25 protein-coding genes are annotated in these 19,978 nt (G+C 48.3%); 21 read left to right on the forward strand and 4 right to left on the reverse strand.

Annotated features, from left to right (window positions below):
* The 6 genes from CD000_RS03445 to CD000_RS03460 all read left to right on the forward strand — a co-directional run.
* Positions 1-2,679, forward strand: a 2,679-nt coding sequence (locus CD000_RS03445) for a phage tail protein (protein ID WP_158225539.1), incomplete at its 5' end; no start/stop codon positions are given.
* Positions 2,680-2,691: 12 nt separating this feature from the next.
* Positions 2,692-3,039: a DUF6711 family protein gene (locus CD000_RS03450; RefSeq protein ID WP_096224902.1), complete on the forward strand. Its 348-nt coding sequence runs from the start codon at positions 2,692-2,694 to the stop codon at positions 3,037-3,039.
* 9 nt (positions 3,040-3,048) lie between these two features.
* Complete coding sequence (locus CD000_RS03455; protein ID WP_096224903.1) at positions 3,049-7,560, forward strand: beta strand repeat-containing protein; 4,512 nt, start codon at positions 3,049-3,051, stop codon at positions 7,558-7,560.
* 13 nt (positions 7,561-7,573) lie between these two features.
* Positions 7,574-7,702, forward strand: a complete 129-nt coding sequence (locus CD000_RS19345) for a hypothetical protein (RefSeq protein ID WP_255404827.1) — start codon at positions 7,574-7,576, stop codon at positions 7,700-7,702.
* A 43-nt stretch (positions 7,703-7,745) separates the two neighbouring features.
* A complete protein-coding gene (locus CD000_RS18420) occupies positions 7,746-7,913 on the forward strand; it encodes a hypothetical protein (RefSeq protein ID WP_158225540.1) in 168 nt (55 codons plus the stop codon).
* A gap of 52 nt (positions 7,914-7,965) precedes the next feature.
* Complete coding sequence (locus CD000_RS03460) at positions 7,966-8,154, forward strand: hypothetical protein (protein WP_096224904.1); 189 nt, start codon at positions 7,966-7,968, stop codon at positions 8,152-8,154.
* 141 nt (positions 8,155-8,295) lie between these two features.
* Here CD000_RS03460 and CD000_RS03465 read toward each other — a convergent pair whose 3' ends face one another.
* Positions 8,296-8,733: a hypothetical protein gene (locus tag CD000_RS03465; RefSeq protein ID WP_096224905.1), complete on the reverse strand. Its 438-nt coding sequence runs from the start codon at positions 8,731-8,733 to the stop codon at positions 8,296-8,298.
* A gap of 287 nt (positions 8,734-9,020) precedes the next feature.
* Between CD000_RS03465 and CD000_RS03470 the strand changes: the two genes are divergently transcribed.
* From CD000_RS03470 to CD000_RS03480, 3 genes are all read left to right on the forward strand, one after another.
* Positions 9,021-9,434 carry a phage holin family protein gene (locus tag CD000_RS03470; RefSeq protein WP_096224906.1) on the forward strand — a complete coding sequence of 138 codons (414 nt, stop codon included), beginning with the start codon at positions 9,021-9,023 and terminating at the stop codon, positions 9,432-9,434.
* Positions 9,434-10,123: an N-acetylmuramoyl-L-alanine amidase gene (locus CD000_RS03475; protein WP_096224907.1), complete on the forward strand. Its 690-nt coding sequence runs from the start codon at positions 9,434-9,436 to the stop codon at positions 10,121-10,123. The genes CD000_RS03470 and CD000_RS03475 overlap by 1 nt, the downstream gene beginning before the upstream one ends.
* 503 nt (positions 10,124-10,626) lie before the next feature.
* Positions 10,627-10,875, forward strand: coding sequence for a DNA-binding protein (locus CD000_RS03480; protein WP_233130389.1), 249 nt, complete (start codon positions 10,627-10,629; stop codon positions 10,873-10,875).
* An 84-nt stretch (positions 10,876-10,959) separates the two neighbouring features.
* Here the strand turns inward: CD000_RS03480 and CD000_RS03485 are convergent, their stop codons facing one another.
* Positions 10,960-11,175: a helix-turn-helix transcriptional regulator gene (locus CD000_RS03485; RefSeq protein WP_096224909.1), complete on the reverse strand. Its 216-nt coding sequence runs from the start codon at positions 11,173-11,175 to the stop codon at positions 10,960-10,962.
* 224 nt (positions 11,176-11,399) lie between these two features.
* On the opposite strand from CD000_RS03485, the gene CD000_RS18665 reads away from it, so the two are divergent.
* The 12 genes from CD000_RS18665 (at position 11,400) to CD000_RS03535 (ending at position 17,250) form a co-directional block, all read left to right on the forward strand.
* The gene (locus CD000_RS18665) at positions 11,400-11,570 is read left to right on the forward strand and encodes a hypothetical protein (RefSeq protein WP_198962480.1); all 171 of its coding nucleotides are present in this window, start codon (positions 11,400-11,402) and stop codon (positions 11,568-11,570) included.
* Positions 11,571-11,700: 130 nt separating this feature from the next.
* Positions 11,701-12,873 (forward strand): FtsK/SpoIIIE domain-containing protein, encoded by a 1,173-nt coding sequence (locus CD000_RS03490; protein WP_096224910.1) that lies wholly within the window; start codon positions 11,701-11,703, stop codon positions 12,871-12,873.
* Positions 12,809-13,417, forward strand: a complete 609-nt coding sequence (locus tag CD000_RS03495; protein WP_096224911.1) for a replication-relaxation family protein — start codon at positions 12,809-12,811, stop codon at positions 13,415-13,417. The genes CD000_RS03490 and CD000_RS03495 overlap by 65 nt, the downstream gene beginning before the upstream one ends.
* A 13-nt stretch (positions 13,418-13,430) precedes the next feature.
* Entirely contained in the window at positions 13,431-13,601 is a 171-nt protein-coding gene (locus tag CD000_RS18670) for a hypothetical protein (RefSeq protein WP_198962481.1), read from the forward strand.
* A 21-nt stretch (positions 13,602-13,622) separates the two neighbouring features.
* On the forward strand, positions 13,623-14,036 hold the full coding sequence (locus tag CD000_RS03500; protein WP_233130390.1) for an ATPase, T2SS/T4P/T4SS family: 414 nt from the start codon (positions 13,623-13,625) through the stop codon (positions 14,034-14,036).
* Positions 14,033-15,061 carry a competence type IV pilus assembly protein ComGB gene (gene comGB / locus CD000_RS03505; RefSeq protein ID WP_033016395.1) on the forward strand — a complete coding sequence of 343 codons (1,029 nt, stop codon included), beginning with the start codon at positions 14,033-14,035 and terminating at the stop codon, positions 15,059-15,061. The genes CD000_RS03500 and comGB overlap by 4 nt, the downstream gene beginning before the upstream one ends.
* 41 nt (positions 15,062-15,102) lie before the next feature.
* Positions 15,103-15,399: a competence type IV pilus major pilin ComGC gene (gene comGC / locus CD000_RS03510; RefSeq protein WP_080706542.1), complete on the forward strand. Its 297-nt coding sequence runs from the start codon at positions 15,103-15,105 to the stop codon at positions 15,397-15,399.
* The gene (gene comGD, locus CD000_RS03515; protein WP_096224912.1) at positions 15,389-15,826 is read left to right on the forward strand and encodes a competence type IV pilus minor pilin ComGD; all 438 of its coding nucleotides are present in this window, start codon (positions 15,389-15,391) and stop codon (positions 15,824-15,826) included. Before comGC ends, comGD begins: the two co-directional genes overlap by 11 nt.
* Positions 15,810-16,136, forward strand: a complete 327-nt coding sequence (locus tag CD000_RS03520) for a type II secretion system protein (protein ID WP_011231913.1) — start codon at positions 15,810-15,812, stop codon at positions 16,134-16,136. Before comGD ends, CD000_RS03520 begins: the two co-directional genes overlap by 17 nt.
* On the forward strand, positions 16,115-16,561 hold the full coding sequence (comGF, locus tag CD000_RS03525) for a competence type IV pilus minor pilin ComGF (protein WP_069304413.1): 447 nt from the start codon (positions 16,115-16,117) through the stop codon (positions 16,559-16,561). Before CD000_RS03520 ends, comGF begins: the two co-directional genes overlap by 22 nt.
* Positions 16,562-16,635: 74 nt before the next feature.
* Entirely contained in the window at positions 16,636-17,025 is a 390-nt protein-coding gene (comGG, locus tag CD000_RS03530; RefSeq protein ID WP_011231911.1) for a competence type IV pilus minor pilin ComGG, read from the forward strand.
* Between the two features lie 45 nt (positions 17,026-17,070).
* The gene (locus CD000_RS03535; RefSeq protein ID WP_011231910.1) at positions 17,071-17,250 is read left to right on the forward strand and encodes a YqzE family protein; all 180 of its coding nucleotides are present in this window, start codon (positions 17,071-17,073) and stop codon (positions 17,248-17,250) included.
* 102 nt (positions 17,251-17,352) lie between these two features.
* Here the strand turns inward: CD000_RS03535 and CD000_RS03540 are convergent, their stop codons facing one another.
* Together CD000_RS03540 and CD000_RS03545 are read right to left on the reverse strand one after the other, a co-directional pair.
* Positions 17,353-18,147 (reverse strand): YqhG family protein, encoded by a 795-nt coding sequence (locus CD000_RS03540; RefSeq protein ID WP_096224913.1) that lies wholly within the window; start codon positions 18,145-18,147, stop codon positions 17,353-17,355.
* Positions 18,134-19,798 carry a DEAD/DEAH box helicase gene (locus tag CD000_RS03545; protein WP_014196337.1) on the reverse strand — a complete coding sequence of 555 codons (1,665 nt, stop codon included), beginning with the start codon at positions 19,796-19,798 and terminating at the stop codon, positions 18,134-18,136. The genes CD000_RS03540 and CD000_RS03545 overlap by 14 nt, the downstream gene beginning before the upstream one ends.
* Positions 19,799-19,978: the final 180 nt, after the last annotated feature.

Raw genomic sequence — 19,978 nt, forward strand, 5'->3', positions numbered from 1 at the left:
ATCGGAGCCGGATTTATGTTATCCCCAGCAATTAAGGATGCGGCCAAGTTCGAGGCGCTGATGGGCACGTTGAGTGAAACGCTTGGCGACAGCATGAAAGATTTTATTAAATGGCAAAACACCGTCGGGGCATCGCTTGGGTTCTCGAAACTCCAATCCGCCGAGCTGGCGAATACGTTATCGCTGAACGTTAAACAGATTGCCACAAGCCAACAAGATTTGATGGAAAAAACCACAAAAATGATGGAAGCGGCGGCCATCATCGCCAACAAACGTGGAATGAGCATGACTGAAGTAGCTGATCGTATCCGGTCTGCGATGAACCAAGAGGCAGACGGCGCAGACGAACTCGGAGTCAATGTCCGTGTGGCGGCGATTCAGGCGTCGAATGCGTACAAAACGATGGCCAATGGCGTGCCGTGGGAACAGCTGAGCACGAACATGCAGAAAGCCATTTTGTATCACCATATCCTCGAATCGGTGAGCACGAACCTTGGAAACACGTTGCAGAACAACACAGCAATGAAAATGGCTGTGTTCACTGCATCTTTGAACGATGTGAAGTTGGCCTTGGGACAAGCTTTCCTCCCAATTTTAAACGTTGTTCTTCCTGTTCTGACTGCGTTTATGCGAAAGATCGAAGCGGCATTTCGATATGTCGCTGCCTTCACGCGAGCGCTCTTTGGTTTTTCGTCGGACACTAAACAACAGTCTAATCAGATCAAAGTATTTCAGCAGCAGACAGCAGCGACGAATAAACAAACAACAGCTGTCGCTGGGTTGGGGAATGCTTTATCCGGCCTTTCTAAAGCGAATGATCGGGTAGCAAAGAGTACAGAGAAAGCAGCTAAAGCCCGTAAAAAAGCACAAGGCTCGTTGGCTGGTTTTGACGAGATTAATAACATCAAAACAAGTTCATCGGACGCCGGAACTGGAGGTTCAGTCGGATCGGGAGGCAGTGGCGGCGCCGGCGGAGGGGTAGGTGGCGGAGTAGGTGCGCCGGTATCGACCCCTATTTTTGATGCAGGTCAGAGCGAAACAGCACTTGGGAAAGTCAGTAAGAAAGTGCAAGAGTTTGCGAATAAAGTTAAAAAATTTTTCCGTCCCATCGCCGAAGCGTTTAAAAAAGCATGGGAAGAAGTGTCTCGGTACTTCAAAGGGAAAGTACAAGAGTTAATTCAGTTTTGGAAGAAATACGGAGGACAATTTGTCCAGGCACTGAAAAATATTTGGTCTTTCCTCAAGCCGATTGTGTCATGGTTGGTCGGATTTATATGGGATTCAATTAAGGGTCTGATTGATGGTGTGATACAGTTTTTTGAAGGACTGATTAAGTTTATCGCCGGGGTGTTCACCGGCGACTGGAAAACGGCTTTTGACGGATTAAAAGACATGGTGATCGGTGCGTTTAAAGCCGTTTGGAACTTCTTCAATTTAACTCTGTTGGGTGGCATCAAGAAGGGTGTTCTAGCTCTTGTTAAAAACGTCATTAAAAAGCCTTTCTCAAGCCTATCGAAGTTCTTTAAGGACACCGGAGAAAAGATGGCCGAAGGCATCCAAAAGCCATTTTCCAGTGCTTCTCGTTGGTTCACGGAAAATGTGACCAAAAAGATTGTAAATGCATTCAGCGATGTTAAGAGCTCTGTAGCACAAAAAGCGGAAAACGTATGGAGCGCAATAAAAGACAAGTTCAAAAACGCCTATACATGGTTTGTTGACAATGTTGCGAAAAAGCCAATGGAGGCGCTCAACAATTGGAAGGCGTCTATCGCGAAATCGGCAGAAAATGTATGGAATGCCATTAAGGACAAATTCAAAGATGTTTATACATGGTTCGTTGAAAATGTCGCGAAAAAACCGATGGAGGCATTTAACAATTGGAAAAGCTCGATCGCCAACACGGCATTGAATGTGTGGAATGCGATAAAGGAAAAATTCAGCAACGCCTATGATTGGTTCAGAGATAACGTGGCCAAAAAGCCGATGGAAGCATTCAATAACTGGAAGACATCCATCGCCAATTCGGCATTGAATGTGTGGAATGCGATCAAGGAAAAATTTAGAGGCGCTTATGAGTGGTTTCGCGACAACGTTGCGAAAAAGCCAATGGAGGCGCTCAACAATTGGAAATCAGCAATCGGCAATGCCGCGTTGAATGTGTGGAACGCGATCAAAGAGAAATTCGGCGGTGCTTATACTTGGTTTAAAAACAATGTGGCAGATAAAATCGCACAAGCGCTATCTAAAATCAAAGACGCATTCAAAAAGGGAATCGGCGACGGTCTGAAAGCCGTCCTAAACCAGTTTATCAGCCTATTTAACAACACGATCGATAGCTTTAATAAATTCAAAGACCGAATTCCGATCATCGGCAAAAAAATTCCCGACATCCCGAAAATCCCGAAGCTTGCACAAGGCGGTTATGTAGCTGCCAACAATCCGATGCTGGCGATTGTCGGCGACAACCGGACACAAGGGGAAATCATCGCGCCGGAAGGGAAAATCTACGAACAAGCATATCGAGCGATTTCTGATGCTCTCGCTTCACTAGGTGGAATGGGAGCTAACCAACCGATCGAACTGACAATTAATCTTGGTTCAACAAGAATTTTTAAAGAGATCATAAACGGCATCAATAAAGTGCAACGTCAATCCGGGAAAACACTTATCACTGTGTAAAGGGGTGAGGCTATGCTTAAAATCAATGGGGTCAGCATTAAAGCGCCATCTTCATTTAAGGTGGACATCATGGACTTGGATGGGGAGGCGACGCGAAACGCGAAAGGCGAACTCATCCGCGACCGGATTGCCGTGAAGCGGAAAATTGAGTGTGAGTGGCCAGCGCTGACTATGTCGGAAATATCGACTATCCTTCAAGCTGTGCAGGACGTATACTTTCAGCTAGAATACCCAGACCCGATGGCAGGGGCGACCATCACCAAGACATTTTATGTCGGCGACCGTTCCGCGCCGATGTATCGCAATGTAAATGGGAATATCCTATGGGAAGGGTTGTCGATGAACTTCATCGAGAAGTAGGTGATTGGAATGTATAATGCATCAAGCGGTTTTAAAACAGCAGTTAAACAGCATTCTAGGGTTTTAGGGGCTAAAGTAGTTATCAATAGCAATACGTACTACGATGACAATATCGTGGAAATGGTATATGAAGACACGTCCAATTCGTCAGAGACATTCAGTGTTGGGGACGTGTCTTCTGCTGTTTTGGAGTTGACTGTAACCGGCGTGAATGAGGCGTTTGAAACAGCGACAGTCACACCATACATCGGAGTGAGTGTGAGTGGGACATTAGAATATGTCCCGCTTGGCGTTTTTTACGTGGATAATGTAGACAGAAAAAAAGATGTCACGAAACTCACTTGCTACGACGGGATGATTAAGCTTGAAAAGGGATATTTCAGCAGTCTCACCTATCCAGCTACGATCGCAGCTGTGATCAATGAGATATGCGCACAGACCGGCGTGCAGTTTTCCGGGACGCTTCCTAACTACTCGATCACGACAAAACCGGAAGGATATACGTTACGTGAGATGGTGGCTCTCATCGCATCGATGTGCGGCGGGTTCGCGAAGTTCGACCGAACCGGCAAGCTGACAATCAAGTCATACACAACGATAACAGAATCCGTCACGGCCGACCAATATATCGAATACGCCAAGAAAAAAGATAGCGTGTATAGAATTGATAAAGTAACGTGCCAAGTTGGTGATAGTACACTCAGCAAAGGAACGCTCTCGGCAGGCGGCAGTGAAGTGACATTTGAAAACCCGTTCGTAACAGACGCCATCCTAACGGACATCTATAATAAACTGAATGGGTTTCAATACATGCCGCTATACGTGAAATCCAACGGCAACCCCGCGTTGGAATGCGGCGACATCATTACCTTTACGACAATTGACAATCAGACCTATAGCATCCCGATTATGTCACATCGATTGACATATAGTGGAGGTTTAATCGGCGAGATTGAGTCGGTCGGTGAAACGCAGAACAGCAACCAGTTTAGCAGCAGTGGCTCGTTGGCGCAGAAAGTCGATCGCGTAGTATATGAACAAGCAATTATCAATGACGCAATGGTGAACAGCTTAAACGCGACGAATGCTCGGATTGACAACTTGCGTGTAACAACCGCGATGATTGATGACTTGGCTGTGACGACTGCAAAGATTGCGGATGCGGCTATCACAAACACGAAGGTGGCGAACGCAAGCATCGACAACGCGAAAATCGCGAATGCCGCAATCGGCACAGCGAAAATCCAAACAGGAGCGATTACCAACGCTCTCATCGCGAATGCGGCGATTCAAACAGCGAATATTGCAGATGCCTCCGTTACTAATGCCAAAATACAAGACGGAGCGATTACTAATGCCAAAATTGCCAATGCAACGATAGGAACGGCGCAGATTGCCGATGCTTCGATTACTACAGCTAAGATACAAGATGCAGCAATAACCAATACGAAAATCGCTAACCTAGCTGTGGATAATGCGAAAATCGCCAATGTAGACGCCGGAAAAATAACAACCGGAACATTAGACGCGAACCGTATAGCTGCAGGTTCAATTACAACCGATAAATTGGTTGTTGGTGATTTTACCAACCTGTGTACGAACCCTGTCTTTGAGGACGGAACAACAAAAGATTGGACGGGTATTTCTGTGTTAATCTCGTCTGACCCAAGTGTTCCTACAGACGCACCTACCGTTTATGTTGGAAAACAGAGTGCGCGTGATGGGTATGGAAGCGACTATTTTCCTGTTAGCCCCGGGGATAAATTTTATTGTGAGGTAACTGCCGCAACGTTAAACAGTACGAATCAGTTTAAAGCGGGACTTGCTTTCTATGATAAAAACAAAAAAGAATTCATTTGGCTAGGTACAAACTATTTATCACCATCTAGCACTTGGACGACAGCAACCGGAACTGTCATTGTTCCTTCAAACGCTGTTTACGCGAGAGTGTGGACGCAGATAAACGCTTTTTCAAATTTCGGAGATTGGTTCTTTACAAACGTCAAAGTGCGGAGAATTGTCGGTACGGCTTTGATTGACGACCTATCGGTAACAACAGCAAAAATTGCGGACGCAAGTATTACCAATGCGAAAATCGCCAATTTGGCTGTCGATAACGCTAAAATTGCAGACGCTTCTATTACATCGGCAAAAATTCAAGACGGTTCAATCACGAACGCCGACATTGCTAACGCGACCATCACCGGTGCTAAAATTGCAAGCGCAACGATTACAGGAGCAAATATCGCAAGTGCGACGATTGATACAGCGAACATAAAAGCAGGAGCAATCACGACAGCGTTAATCGGTACAGGTGCGGTTCAGACAGCACAAATTGCGGACGGTAGCATTACGGACGCTAAAATTGTTTCGTTGACCGCGAACAAAATTACAGCAGGAACAATTGATACCGGACAGGTAACTGTTCAAGGAACGAACGGAAAGTTGAAGATAGCGGGAAACAGACTGCAAGTGTTTGATAACCAACCGAAACCTGTAGAACGTGTAGCGTTAGGCGATGTAAACGGCGATGGGACGGCATATGGTTTAAAGGTGAGAAGTGCGGACGGAACAACTGTACTTTATGACCATAACGGAGTGTATTCGGCAGGTATTACGGATGGGGCTATCACAAATTCAAAAATTTCGAGCGGTGCTGTTGATAATCGCGTCATAGCTGCTAATGCTATTACAGCCGACAAAATCGTCGCAGGCACAATCACTGGCGATAAAATAGCGTCTAACACCATTACAGCAAACAATATCGCCGCTAATACGATTACAGCCGGATCGGCAATCATCGCAGACGGCGCAATTACAAGTGCCAAAATCGCTACTGCGGCAATTGGCACGGCTCACATCGCCGATGGCTCTATTACAAACGCCAAAATCGCCAATGCGGCAATTGATAATGCCAAGATCGCAAACATCGATGCTGGCAAGATCACGACAGGTACGCTTAATGCCGATCGTATCGGCGCTAGTAGCATTACAGTCGATAAACTGGTAGTAGCTGACCTTACTAATTTTTGCGTGAACCCTGTATTCGATGGCGGTAGCAACCAAGAATGGTATGGCGTGGTTGCTGTGCATAATAGCGCGGCTGGTGTACCAACAGGAGCGCCAACAACATATGTCGGTAAACAATCTAGCCGAGATGGCTATTGCGGCAAGTTTTTCCCGGTACGCGAGGGCGATAAATTCTATATCGAAGCATGGGTGGCAACGCCAGACAGCACATATCAATTCGGCGTGGGGTTGAATTTCCAAAAAGAGGATGGCACGAATACATGGGTACGAGGTTTTCAAACAGCGCCTGTTGGCTCATGGACAAAAATTAGTGGCGAGGTAACAGTACCATCTGGATTTACGAAGGCAAGAGTATGGACACAAATCGACGCTACTTCCAACTTCGGCAACTGGTATATGACGAAGATTACTGTACTTCGCAAGGCTAACACTGAACTAATCGTCGATGGAGCCATCACAGCATCAAAAATTGCCGCCGGAGCTATTACTGCGGGCTCTGCAATCATCGCAGACGGCGCAATTACAAGCGCAAAAATCGCTGACGCGGCGATTGGCACGGCGGCAATTCAGGATGGTGCCATCACAAATGCCAAGATCGCTAAATTAGCAGTAGGCACGGCACAAATCCAAGATGGTGCTATCACCAACGCGAAGATTGCAAATCTTGCAGTAGACGATGCGAAAATCGCTAGCTTACACGGTTCAAAAATTACAGCAAACTCTATTACAGCTGATAAACTCAATGTAACAGATTTATCTGCAATATCTGCTAATTTAGGAACAGTTACAGCAGGGACATTAAAAGCTGTTACATTAGACTCTGTTACAGGTACATTTTCTGGAAGCATTAAAGCGACAACATTGGTCGTTGATTCACAAAACACCGAACCACACCAAATAAAATTAAGAATGAACTTCATGAACGGTACAACTTACGCTGTCATCAAGGGATATAATGACGGTATTTATGCTAGAGGAACCCTATTTATTAACAGGGAAGTAGACGGAGTTCCTTCTTCATTAGGTTGTGTGAATTTAAACGTAACAGCTTTAGAATTAAACTCCGGTAATCTTCAAACGAAAGGAACTGTCTCATGTGCCTATGTTATATCAAGTGGAACTGTTGACGCTTTTGAAGGTATCAATGTGTATGGTTCTAGTTATATCTATACTCCTGACCGTGGGTGGATTGCCCCGACATTGTTAAATGGTTGGGTCAACTATGGTAGTGGTTATGAAACCGCGAGTTACTATAAAGACGCGCTCGGATTTATCCGTCTCAAAGGTCTAATTAAAGGTGGGACAATGGGGGCAGCTGCATTTGTGCTACCGGCAGAGTTTCGTCCTTCGGCTAGAAAAATATTCACGGTATTAACTGCAGGTGGCGTTGGGCGTGTGGATATTGATACATCGGGGAATGTACTGATAATGAACTATGGAACAGCTTCAAACGGATGGGTAAGTTTAGACGGAATAACATTCAATAGGTAATGAGGTGGTGACAATGATTAAGCAAGTATCAAAGATTGATAGTGACGGATTTTTTGTCGAGCCCGTAATTGTTAATGATGAAGATTTTGATGAAGATAATCCATTACATTTTAGCGACACCACAGGAGGGGGAATAGAATGAACGCTAATGTCGATTTAGTCGCGAATGAAGGGAGTGAGGCGTGATGGAAGTGAAGCCGGAATTGGTCATTAATGAGTTGCTGTCCCAAATCACTGCGTTGTCCCGTGAACGTGCGATCTATGCGGCGCTTGTGACGCAATACCAACAAGAACTTGCACAGGTCAAACAGGAACTCGAACAATTGAAACAAGAAAGCCCTGACAAAGAATAGTCGGGGCTTTTTCTATATCACATCTATATCACAATAGAAAGGGGAATGGATCATGAAAATCAGGATTGTAGAACATAGTGGAGAAGAACACATTACGGAAGTGGAAAAATTTAGCGCTAAAGCGGTGTACGAGCAAATCAAAGCGGCTCAAAATCACGATACGCCGGATTATGTCGTCGCGATTGGGGATGTCATTATTGATGCGAGAAGTGTGAAAGCAGTTGTGCCAATCAGAGAGTAGAAAGGTGGGATAGTATGGAACGATTTGACGCGATAATGAATATAACAAAAAAACCTCAGGAGCGTATTCCTGAGGTGAAAGTAAAGAGTATAGTTTATTCATCAGGTGAAATAGCAGATACTCGCTTGATGTATGAAAAAATTAAGAATTTAGAAAAATGTAATTTCCATTTTCAGGGTCAAAAGTGATGCCAGGAACAATCTGACAGACGATTTTACTTACCTCAATTTCATCGTCTGTGTCCCAAAAGTGATGGACATATTCTTCCACAAGACAAATAATTTTTTGTAATTCGCTAAGCCGTGTCCATTTTTCATAGCGAAACATCGCGTAGTTGGCTTGGGAACCAATTTGGTTTTCGGAAAAACTCAGGTTAACCGAATCATTGTCGGCAAAAATGACGTTGAGTATTCTTTTTCTTTTGTTTTTGAAGTCAGGATGATTCATTAACAAAATAATAGACATTTGGACAGCCTTTTTATCATCACCTGACAGTTCGACAGTAGATAAGAAGTTAAAAAGGCCGTCTATTTCTTTGTTTTGAAAAAACAATTTCTCTCGCGCGTTTTCAAGTTTCAAGCAATTCACCTCCTTTCCGTGGAAAATTATATCATTTAGAGGTGATAAAAAATGTTTACTGTAGATGAGTATTTTTAATAACAATATTCGCCGCGTCATAAATGAACTCGACGACGCTGTGGCCTTTCCGTGATCGAAGAAGCTCCAATCGGGCGGAGAGGTCTTGCTGGGATTCGACGATGTAAATGTGACTTTTATTGGGAAGGGGGGTTACATCACCTGACCTTTTCTTATGTCTATAAGGGGGGAATTCATATTCCTTATCATCACTCGCGGAGGTGGAATGAATGGAACGGTTTGATGTAATGTATAAAACCGGCGCGGCTGCGGTTGGGGCTGTTGTCGGGTATTTATTTGGGGGATGGTCTGAACTACTCGGTATTTTGCTGGCATTTGTCGTCATGGATTATGTCACGGGCGTATTGGCAGCGTCGAAAGAAGGAACATTGAGGAGTGCAGTTGGCTTCAAGCGTATTCCAAAAAAAATTATGATTTTCGTACTCGTAGCAGTCGGGCATTTAATTGATCGTGCAGTCGGAACGAATGGATTGTTCCGAGACGCAACGATCTTTTTTTATTTGGCCAATGAGCTTTTATCGATTATTGAAAACGCTGGTCGGATTGGGTTGCCAGTGCCGGAGCAAATCAAACAAGCTGTCGAGGTATTGCAGGGAAAAAGCGAGAAAGGAGAGGATCAATAATGGTACGTATCGTTTTAGACGCAGGACATGGTGGAAAAGATAGCGGAGCTGTAGGAAACGGGTTGAGAGAAAAAGACTTGACGCTGGACATCGTTAAAAAGATCGGCAATTTACTCGCCGAATACGAAGGTGTAGAAGTACATTACACCCGTACAGACGACCGATTTCTTGAACTTTCCGAACGCGCGGAGATCGCGAACAAATTGAAAGCCGATTATTTTATTTCCGTTCACATCAACGCAGGCGGCGGCACGGGCTTTGAGTCGTATATTTATAACGGCAACGTCAGTCAAGCGGCAATCGCATATCAAAACGTGATTCATTCGGAGATCACGAAAGCAATCGGCAACGTCAAAGATCGCGGCAAAAAACGAGCGAACTATGCGGTGCTTCGCTTGACGAATATGCCGGCCATTTTGACCGAGAACCTGTTCATCGACAACGCCAACGACGCGGCAAAGCTCAAATCGGACCAATTCTTACAACAAATCGCATATGGACATGTGGTGGGGTTAGAAAAAGCATTCGGACTCAAGAAAAAAGCAAAACCACAACCGCAACCACAACAAAAAACGTCTGACAAAAAACTGTATCGCGTACAAGTCGGGGCTTTTTCCGACCGGAAAAACGCCGAGCGATTGGTCGAGGAATTGAAGCAAAAGGGGTATCCGGCGTTCATTACAGACTGATCCCCGCCGTTTTGGCGGGGATATAAAAAATAACTGAAATAGAAAAATTTTTATTTTATCTATTGTAATATTTAAATAGATATGTTATAATACAATCAGAAAGGAGGTGAACGACAGGGAGATGATGAGGTGGCTGGACATCATCGAGAAACTTTGCAGTATCGCCGGTTTCGTCCTAGCGACTATCGCCTTCCTAGAAGGACGAAACCAAAAGAAAAAGCGACGCTCCAAAAAGAAACGTCGCAAATGACCGAAACGGAAGCCCGACCTTCGGGAAGGGCTTCTGTATAAAAAATATTATCATCTCCCGAAATGTATGTCAAAAGTAGCTTGGATTGCAAATATCTTATTGGCGTTTGTTGCCGTACGTTTTTTCGTGATCACTGACTTTAGGCATCTTAGCGTATTGGACATCGTGTTATTGATCGTTATTGTTGTATGGGGGATTGCAGGTATTACTTATGTTATCTCGTATTTTCGCGACAGATGAGGGGGAAGTGAACGTGTCATATCGCTTTGCATCACGAAAAGAACTCGAGGACTTCATTAAAAGTGAAGTCCTCGGAGTTGCTGAAACACTAGAGATTTTAAACGTGACATATCAACGTCTTAGCAAATTGATCGAGTCGGGAAGGATTGTTCCAATCAAGAGCTTTCAAAAAGATAAATTGTTTTTCCGAGATGATGTTGAAACACTTGCGAAAGAATTAAAGGAATTGCGGAAAAAATATCGACCGTATGATGCAGAATAATGCAAAAGCCCTTCTCATGTGAGAAATATCCGTTTTTCCATGAAGTTGAGGAAGGTAATTAGAAAGATCGGGAAGACAAGAAGCCTACTCGCTTTGAGTAGGCTCTTTTTTTATCCATATTTCATTGATCGGAAGCCTTAACTCCTCGCAAATTGCGTATGCCACTTGAAAAGAGGGCAGTGATCGGTTATTCACGATAGCACTCAGCGCTGCCTGGCTGATCCCGATCCTCTTTGCGAAATCCCCTTGTTTAATACCCCGTTCCGCAAATATCACTTTCAACCGGCATTTGAACTCCATTTTTTATCCCCTCGTGAAAAAGATAACCAATACAAAACTTTTTTAACCGGACAAGATATAAAGGACATGCCTTTTCTCATACCTTTTACCATACTCCGTTTCCTGCTCGTTTTCCTGCAAATATCACTGAAAAAAAGCAAAAACCGCGATTGCGGGAATAGCAACGGGAATGGAGGGTTGGCGAAAAAAACTTATTTCACAACCCGAAAAGGAGGGTGACAAGTATGTTAGAAGTCGTCGGAGGCGGATTGATTCTTGTGGGAATTGCCTTCGCGGAAAACCGTGGTTGGTTGGACAGGGAGAAGGTTGGTTTCATCGTCAACGTGGGTATGCAGGCGGGAATATGCGGGGGCTTGCTCTACTTCATCCATAAGTTGTCCGTGTTGTTCTTGTGATGTCTACCCTCGCATATTCCCCCACAGAACACGGGTGAGCAGGTTCGTGTTCCTGTATTCTATTGTATACCCAAGCTATCGGGAATATACCCGATGCTTGGGATAGTCTTTCTCTCCAGGGGTGATGTTTATGCTTGAATTTTTTCTCCTCCCTCTCACGGTGGGGGCAGCGGCCGTCGCATTCGGCCGACGGAGGCAAGGAGATTATGAGCGTGATATAGAAACCGCCTTTAAACACTTAAAAGTGGGTACAACCGTCTGCGGTGAGCACGTCTATCCGAAGCTCGTCGCAAAAGAGACAAAAGACTTGTACACCCGATATGTGTACCGTGTTCCGCTGGGATTGACCAAAAAGGCGCTTGAACCAGTTAAGGAAGTGCTGGAAGCAACGCTCGACCGATATGTGGAAGTGACGTTCAAAAAGTGGTTGTATATTGACGTGTTCCATCATGCGATGCCGGGAAAAGTGATGTATAAAGACGTGCCGGATAGAGGCGGATGGGTGATCCCGTTGGGGTTCAATGAGAAAGGGTGGCATTTTCACAACTTTGATAAGACGCCGCATTGTGTCGTCGGCGGAACAACACGCTTCGGAAAAACGGTATTCATCAAGTCGGCAATGACTTACCTCATCGAACACCATCCCGATGATGTGGAAATTTTTATTCTCGATATGAAGGGTGGTTTGGAATTTGAAAAGTACCGAAACATTAAACAGGTCATAAACGTGGCTAGCAGCCCCGCAGAGGCGTTTCAATGCTTGGAGAGTATTAAGACATTGCTTGAGCAGAAAATGATCGAATTTAAGCGAAATGGCTGGGCTAACGTGGTAAATAGCCCATATCCCAAACGAACATTTCTGTTTGTCGATGAAGCGGCTCAACTAGTGCCGGAACGATTCATGCCAAAAGAAACCCGCGATATGCTCTCCTATTGTCAAAGTGTATTGTCCGAAATTGCTCGGATCGGCGGAGCGTTGGGCTTTCGATTAGTGTTCTGTACGCAATATCCAACAGCTGATGCACTACCAAGGCAGATCAAACAGAACGCAGACCTAAAGATTTCATTCCGGTTACCAACCAGCTACGCTTCGTCTGTAGTGATTGATGAACACGGAGCTGAAGAATTGCCGAGCGACATAAGAGGGCGGGCGATCGTCAAGACGCATGAGAAAATGATCGTACAAACGCCCCTTATTGACGATGATGAGATGATGAAGCGATTGGAGGTGTACTGCGTTGAAAAGCCGGAGCGCCGAGAAGTTGACCGAACGTCAACTCAAGATTTTATACACTTTGAATAGCCTGCAAGCCCTCTCTCGTTCACAAATACAGCACATGTTTGAACTGGGAAGCAAGCGCAACGCCAATCGCATCCTGCACGGGATACGAGACTACACGCACACCAAACGGATCGGCGAGGACGTGTATTACCTAAACAAGCACGGTGCGGAGCTGATAGGTGGAGAAGCGACGATTCGCCGCAACAGTCCGCTGGAACACATCGTCATGCGGAATGACATCTATATTTTTTATCACTATCCGAACGATTGGAAAGCGGAAGCAAAGACGCGCTGGAAAGAAGGCAGCAAGGAATACAGCGTTGTGTCCGATGCGCGTTTCACTTATCACGGGCAAATGTACTTTTTAGAGGTGGACATCACGCAAAAGATGGTTGAGAACAAACGGAAAATCGAACGCTATGCTTACTTATTCCGGTTTATCCAGCGGCAGCAACTCGGCGAACCTGTTCTGCTGTTCTACACTGTATCCCAAATGAAGAAACGACAGATTGAAGCGATCACGAAGGAATATGGTGTTCATTGTGAATGTTTACTGAAAGCGTGAAGGAGGAGAAAGCATGATTGACATTTTGGTGAAACTGTTCCTGCTGCAAGCAACCGTCGCGGATCACCGACTACAATATGCGATGATCGAGACTGACGAGGAACGGGAACGGGCGTTTATTGAAGGAGTGCTGGCGGCGTGTGAATTCTTTGAGGAGGCGCTAGAAGAGATGTGGGAAGCGTAGAAAAGAAGAAAAGAAGGCGGAGTGATCCGCCTTTTTTATTGTCCTATTATAATACCTGTCCATTTGGTCGTCTCGACGATGCACGCCGCCGATGCAGTCGGCGCCGTCTACCGGCTGCATGAATTCGGCATTCCGCTCGGCGATTTGGCCGAGACGCTGCTTGCCGTCTCTGCCCAGCGGCTTGTCGAGCTTTGCTGCCCGCTGTGCGGCGACGATTGCCATCCATCGTGCGGCCGTCTTGGACGACGCCGGCGCACGGCTGTTTATGAGTTGCTTTGCGGTTCAGCACTGGAGGACGTGATTCGTTCCCTCTCCAATGGGAGAGGGAAGCCAAAGCGCTCTTATATGACGCTGGCGCGCTTGATCCGCAAGGGGATTGCGCTCGGCTACCTGCCCGTTCGCATGCTTGAGCTCGTCGGAGGGGGAGAAAGATGAAACGCAAAATGTGGCCGCTCGCTGAACAGGCGTTGTTTTTCACTCGGCTCGGCCGGTTGCTCGAGCGCGGTTACCCCCTTGGGCAAGCGCTTGAGTTTTTGGCCATTCAGGCTCCCACACACCGCCGGATGGAAGTGGAACGCTGTCTGCAGCAGCTGCGCGCCGGGCTGCCGCTGTTTGCGGCTGTCGAAGCGCTGTCGGTCGACCGCATGGCGGTTAACCTTCTCTTTTTTGCCGAACGGCATGGCGATTTACCGCGCGGCATGGCAGAGACAGGGGAAGCGCTGGCGCAAAAAGCGCGCTTCTACGAGCAGCTTCACCGCTTCAGCCGCTATCCGCTGTTCCTTCTTTCTTTGCTCATCATCATGCTCGTCTTGATGGAATGGTGGCTGCTGCCGCAGTTTGAACGGGCGGCGGCGGCGTTTTCTCCACAACGCGGGCACACCGCTTGGCTGCTTGCGGTGGTCGCCCATGCCCCTATGGCGATGGCGGCCATCGCCGTCTTGGCGGTGTTCTCCGGGCTGTTTTACACCGCTTATTTCCGCCGCTGGCCGGTCTCCCGAAAACTTCAATTCGCCTTGCGAATTCCAGGGCTTGCTTCGTTTCTAAGACTGTTCCTCACCTGCCTGACTGCCCGACAGCTCGGGCGCTTGCTGCAGGCCGGGTTGTCGGTTTATGATGCGCTCGGCGTGTTCAGCGAGCCGTCGTCCTGGCCATTTTTGCAAATGGAAGGCCGGCGCCTTCGCCACGGGTTGATGAAAGGGATGGCGCTTGACAGATTAATCGGCGCCGCCCGCTATTACGAACAAGAGCTGGCGCTTGTCATCCGCCACGGCCAGTCGAACGGCGAGCTTGGCAAAGAACTTGAACATTACAGCGAGTTTTTGCTGCAGATGATCGAAAAACGGGCCGAGGCTGCGCTGAAGCTCGTGCAGCCGCTTTTGCTGTCGGTTGTCGGGGCGCTGATTGTCGGCATGTATTTGGCCATTTTGCTGCCAATGTTTTCGATGTTGAACAGCTTGTAAAACAAGCGATAACTACATTTGTCGAGCGAGGAGGAATAGTTGTGAACCAAAAAGGGTTTACGCTCATTGAAATGTTGATCGTCCTGATGGTCATTTCCGTGCTGCTGCTCATTGCGATTCCGAACATTGCGAAACATAACAGCATGATTAACGAAAAAGGGTGCGAAGCGTTTCTGAACACCGTGCAGGCGCAAGTGAAGGCATACGAGATGGAGCATAACAAAATTCCGACGGTGCAGGAATTGCTCGCTGGCCGCTATATCAAGTCGGACAAATGTCCGAACGGTCATGCCATCCAAATCAGCGCGAACGGCGATGTGAGTGAAAGTGGCTCGTAACGGCGGGTTTACGCTGCTTGAGATGCTGATCGTTTTCTCGGTGGTGCTGGTGCTTGCCGCGCTGGCTGTTCCGACGCTTGGCAGCGCTGTGCGCCATCAAGAGGAGATGTATATGCTGGCTGTGCTGCGCGCGGATTTGTATGGCGCGCAGCAGCATGCCATCGCCCGGCGGGTGAATGTAGCGGTTTTTTTTACAGACGGCGGCGCTGGGTACAAGGCGATTGATGCAACGAGCGGCCGGCAGATTGTCGCTCGTTCGCTCCCTTCTCCGTGGCGGTTTCGGCTCGGCACGCTGCGCAATCCGCTCATCTTTACTGACAACGGCAACATTGAACGGGCTGGAACTATTTGGATAGGGGGTGGCCAAATAACTTATAAAGTCATCTTTTTGCTGGGGAAAGGGCGATTTTATGTGCAAAAAATGTAGCGGCGGATTTTTGCTTGTTGAAGCATTGTTCGCTTTGGCGCTGCTATGGACGACAGCGGCCGTTCTTCTTCCACTGTTGATGCAAATGGCGCATGAGCGCAACAGCTTCATTCTCGAGGAGAAAGCGCGCCGGCTGTTGGCCATCGCGTTGTATGAGGAGCCGCTTGCCGGAGAAACCATGATCGCCGACGGGCGTACAGTATTTCGGCTGCAAGCGAGCGATGAAGGGGGACGAATGTGGAAAGTATGCGTGCGTTGGAACGATTACGTCGGCCGCGAGATGGAGCGGTGCGGGTATGGCAAGCGGTAGCGGCAAAAGAAAACGGGTTTACGATGATCGAAGCGCTGTTGGCGCTGGCGGCTGCGATGGCGGTGGCGGCGGTCGTTCCGGCGTTGTTGTCCGTCCGCTTGCTGGCTCCGGAGCCGACGGACGCGTTTTCCCGCTTGGAATGGCGGCTGTTTTTGCAACAGCTGCAAATCGAGCTGAATGAAACGAGGCAGTGGTCGACTGGGGGCCATGTCCTCTATTTGCAAAAATGGAGCGGTGAGACGGTCAGTTTTTCTGTTGTTGCGTCAAGAGCCCAACTGATCCGCCAGGTGGACGGCGCTGGCAATGAAACGGCGCTCCGTCATGTGCGCGCTGTTTCGTACCGCGCCGGCGCCCGCGGGATATTTTTGCAAGTGACGGCTGATGACGGCACCGTTTGCGAGGCGTTTGTGGCGCGGGCGTTTTAGCGGGCGGCTTGTACGGTGAGACCCCCTTGACCGCCGCTTCCCCCTTTTAGACTGGAAAAACGAGGGAAGGGGAAATGGGTCGACAAGATGGTGTCATTTTTCCGATTGTGGCTGTCGTTTCTTTGTTGCTTGTCTTTTCTGTCACGCATGTCTTGCTCCTCTATGAAGCGGAACGACAGGCGGCTTATGCGGCCCGGCAGGCAGCCGAGGCGGACGAGCTTGTGCAGATGGCCGTGTTTGACGTAAAAGAACGCATCGCATCAGCCGATCCGTCGACCGCGGGAGAGGCTGGGGAATGGACCTATCCGCGCGGAAGGGCCGTCTACCGGTGGGTGCGGGAAGATGCAGCGCACGTTCGGGTTTCTTTGTCCATCCGTTCAGCCTCTGGGCTGAGGCGCGCTGTCATGTTTACTGTCACGCTTCCGGCGCTTCATATTGTCGAATGGAGCGAGCAAAACGGTTAAAAGAGGAAAGAAGCGGAAAAACTAAAAGAAAAAAGGGGGGATTTGATGGCGGTCAACGATTATGTCAAGTTTGTCACCCAACAATTTGTCGCCTACATGGACTTGCCGAAAGAGGAGCGGAGGCAGCGGCGTCAGGTGCGGAAACAAGAGCAGCTTCCGCTTTCATACCGCTTGTTTGGCATGGTGCCGCTTTCGCTTCGCTTGCTGTTTCGGCGCCGCCCGTAGCAGCCGCCCGCTGGCCTAGGCCGGCGGGCGGTTTTCGTGCCGACGGAAGGGAGTTCGTCGGTTTGAGCGCTGTGAGCCGGATGGACCCATCCCGGGGTTGATTCACGATGAGCGGGGCAGCAAATAAAACAGTCCGCCGTTGATGACGGAAACGGTGATGCGCGGCTTGTACTGCTTTTCCAACGCTTCCTTCTCAATATAATAGCACTCCGGCTTTTCTTCGCAGTCTTTGTAAAATTCATCAAGCAACGCCAAATCGTCGGCCCAGCGTCGGCGCGCCTCATCCGCCCACGCATGGTTGTCGGCGGCGATGCGGCTGCGTATGTATTGCTCGAGACGGCCGATGCCGCTTCTCGGTTTAATGAGCGGGGAGATGGTGAAACAGTAATCAGGGATTTTCGGCGTCAGCCGTCGCTCGCGCATCCGCTCATGAAACGACTCGACGATCGTTCCGCTAATGAGATGAAGGCCAAGGGAGACGATTTCATCTTTTTTTCGGTCGCATTCGTACGAAATCGTGACGTTCATGCCGAGCCATGGATGGAGGGCGGCGTTGCCTTCCAAAGGCGCGCTTGGCTCCTCATACAGGCGGATGAAGCTGCCGCGTTTTTGCGCTGAGCGGAACAGCTGGTGCAGCCGGGGAGCGCCGAAATGGAGGCGCTCGCCTTTGAGTTTGTCCGTCCGCTCGCTAGCGCGGGTGATGAGCGTCAGTCGCATCGGCTGCGGCACGCCGCCTGTCCGTTCAATATAATGCCAGTAAAACGGCCGATTCATCAGTTCTTTGTCCATTTCTGCCGTCAGCTGCACGGTGAGGTAGTCGTCGCTTGCTTCCACAAACGTGCAGCCGTTGGCCGCAAAATAGCGTTCGACAAAGCGGCGGATTTCATGTTGCTGCATGCCGCTCTCCTCCTTCCTTTCCAAGCTGCTCCGCCAGCTCGATCATCGCGACGATGTTTTCCATTTTGATTTTCATCTCCCCTTCGCTTCGTGAATGAACGAAGGCGTCTTCGAAGTAGCGCTCCAGGTTGGCGAGGTTCATTTTCGCCAAAATGTCGTCCAGCTCGCCGACGACTCGTTCGAACAGGCGGATTTTTTCGTACAGAAGCGTTAAAATATGTTCTTCGACCGTCTGTTTGACAGCGAAGTTATAAATGTAGACGTCATCCGTCTGCCCGAGCCGGTGGACGCGGCCGATTCGCTGCTCAAGGCGCATCGGGTTCCACGGCAAGTCGTAGTTGATGACATAGCGGCAAAACTGCAAGTTGATGCCCTCGCCGCCCGCCTCGGTGGCGATGAACACTTGGGCGTGGTGTTTAAACAGTTCCTGCATCCAGTCTTTTTTGCCGCGCCGGAAGCCGCCGCGAAACGGAACGGACGAGATGCCGTGCTGCTTTAAAAACCATTGCAAGTAAAGCTGCGTCGCCCGGTATTCCGTGAAAATAATGACTTTGTCATGAATGGAACGGATAAGCTCGAGCGCTTTTTCCGCCTTTGAGTTCGTCGTGACGGCGTTGATTTTTTCCAATACGCGTTCAAGCGGCTCCGGAACCGCTCCGCTGCATTTATCGATCATGTTTTTGATCGTGAGAAACAGCGCCTCGCGGCTGCTGCACGCCTCACGAAGAAGTGTGATGAGCGAAAACGAGCCGGCGAACGATTCGCGGCGGAGCGCCTTGACCGCTTCATACAGTTCCCGCTCCTCATTCGTAAACTCGATCAGCACCGGTTCAACGTGGCGCTTCGCCCATTCGATCGGCGTATCGGCGCGGCGGTTGCGGATCATCACTTTGTTGACGAGCGCTTTTAAATGGTCGTTCGTCTGTACGGCCCGCGTTTTTCCGTACGTTTTGGCAAACTGTTCCGAGCTGCCTAAATGGCCGGGTTTCAACAGCGAGACGAGGTTGAAAATTTCTTCGATCCGGTTTTGGATCGGCGTCGCTGTCAGGAGCAAACAAAACTTCTTTTTTAAATTTTGCACAAACTCGTAGTTTTTCGTTTTGTTATTTTTCAGTTTGTGCGCCTCGTCGATGATGATCATGTCGTACGACTGCCCGTAGATGATGTCACGGTGCGGCGGTTTTTTCGCCGTGTCGATCGAGGAAACGACGATATCGCACTGCTCCCAGACGTAGCTCTTTTTCTGCTGGACGGCCGGGATGAAAAATTTTTCGTTCAACTCTCTCACCCATTGCGAAACAAGGGAGGCGGGAACGAGAATCAGCGCTTTTTTCACAAGGCCGCGAATCATATATTCTTTTAAGACGAGCCCGGCCTCGATCGTTTTTCCAAGCCCGACTTCATCCGCCAAAATGGCTTTGCCGTTCATCTCCTCGACGACGCGGCGCGCCACTTCAAGCTGGTGCGGAAGGATCGTCAAGTGGGGCAGGTGTTTGGGCGCCTGCAAGCCATTAAATTCTGGGACGCTTAAATGATGGGCGGCCTCAAGAGCCAGTTCGTACATTTCCCAGCTCGCCCACGGACCGTCTTTTTCGATGCGTGCCAAAAATTCCTCCTTCCATGTTTCATCCATTTCAAGGTCAATGTTCATGGCGATCCCCTTCCCTTGTTGCGAATGTTTATATAGATTGCATGTGGTATGTTGAATAAAAAAAGAACATTATTATGACTAATTGCCATGAAAGTTCGATTATTTCCTATTGCCCTTTGACTGTGATTGATGGTAGTATAAATTTAGAACATTCTCATGACTCGTTGATCAGGGTGTTTG

The sequence above is a fragment of the Geobacillus sp. FJAT-46040 genome (genome assembly GCF_002335725.1).
Classification (GTDB): Bacteria; Bacillota; Bacilli; order Bacillales; family Anoxybacillaceae; genus Geobacillus; species Geobacillus thermoleovorans.

Bases quoted from the DNA above. Each gene is read 5' to 3' on its own strand.
- CD000_RS03450 (WP_096224902.1), top strand. From the start codon at position 2,692: ATGCTTAAAATCAATGGGGTCAGCATTAAAGCGCCATCTTCATTTAAG.
- CD000_RS03455 (WP_096224903.1), top strand. From the start codon at position 3,049: ATGTATAATGCATCAAGCGGTTTTAAAACAGCAGTTAAACAGCATTCT.
- CD000_RS19345 (WP_255404827.1), top strand. From the start codon at position 7,574: ATGATTAAGCAAGTATCAAAGATTGATAGTGACGGATTTTTTGTCGAG.
- CD000_RS18420 (WP_158225540.1), top strand. From the start codon at position 7,746: ATGGAAGTGAAGCCGGAATTGGTCATTAATGAGTTGCTGTCCCAAATC.
- CD000_RS03460 (WP_096224904.1), top strand. From the start codon at position 7,966: ATGAAAATCAGGATTGTAGAACATAGTGGAGAAGAACACATTACGGAA.
- CD000_RS03470 (WP_096224906.1), top strand. From the start codon at position 9,021: ATGGAACGGTTTGATGTAATGTATAAAACCGGCGCGGCTGCGGTTGGG.
- CD000_RS03475 (WP_096224907.1), top strand. From the start codon at position 9,434: ATGGTACGTATCGTTTTAGACGCAGGACATGGTGGAAAAGATAGCGGA.
- CD000_RS03485 (WP_096224909.1), bottom strand. From the start codon at position 11,175: ATGGAGTTCAAATGCCGGTTGAAAGTGATATTTGCGGAACGGGGTATT.
- CD000_RS18665 (WP_198962480.1), top strand. From the start codon at position 11,400: ATGTTAGAAGTCGTCGGAGGCGGATTGATTCTTGTGGGAATTGCCTTC.
- CD000_RS03490 (WP_096224910.1), top strand. From the start codon at position 11,701: ATGCTTGAATTTTTTCTCCTCCCTCTCACGGTGGGGGCAGCGGCCGTC.
- CD000_RS18670 (WP_198962481.1), top strand. From the start codon at position 13,431: ATGATTGACATTTTGGTGAAACTGTTCCTGCTGCAAGCAACCGTCGCG.
- comGB (WP_033016395.1), top strand. From the start codon at position 14,033: ATGAAACGCAAAATGTGGCCGCTCGCTGAACAGGCGTTGTTTTTCACT.
- CD000_RS03520 (WP_011231913.1), top strand. From the start codon at position 15,810: ATGTGCAAAAAATGTAGCGGCGGATTTTTGCTTGTTGAAGCATTGTTC.
- comGG (WP_011231911.1), top strand. From the start codon at position 16,636: ATGGGTCGACAAGATGGTGTCATTTTTCCGATTGTGGCTGTCGTTTCT.
- CD000_RS03535 (WP_011231910.1), top strand. From the start codon at position 17,071: ATGGCGGTCAACGATTATGTCAAGTTTGTCACCCAACAATTTGTCGCC.
- CD000_RS03540 (WP_096224913.1), bottom strand. From the start codon at position 18,147: ATGCAGCAACATGAAATCCGCCGCTTTGTCGAACGCTATTTTGCGGCC.
- CD000_RS03545 (WP_014196337.1), bottom strand. From the start codon at position 19,798: ATGAACATTGACCTTGAAATGGATGAAACATGGAAGGAGGAATTTTTG.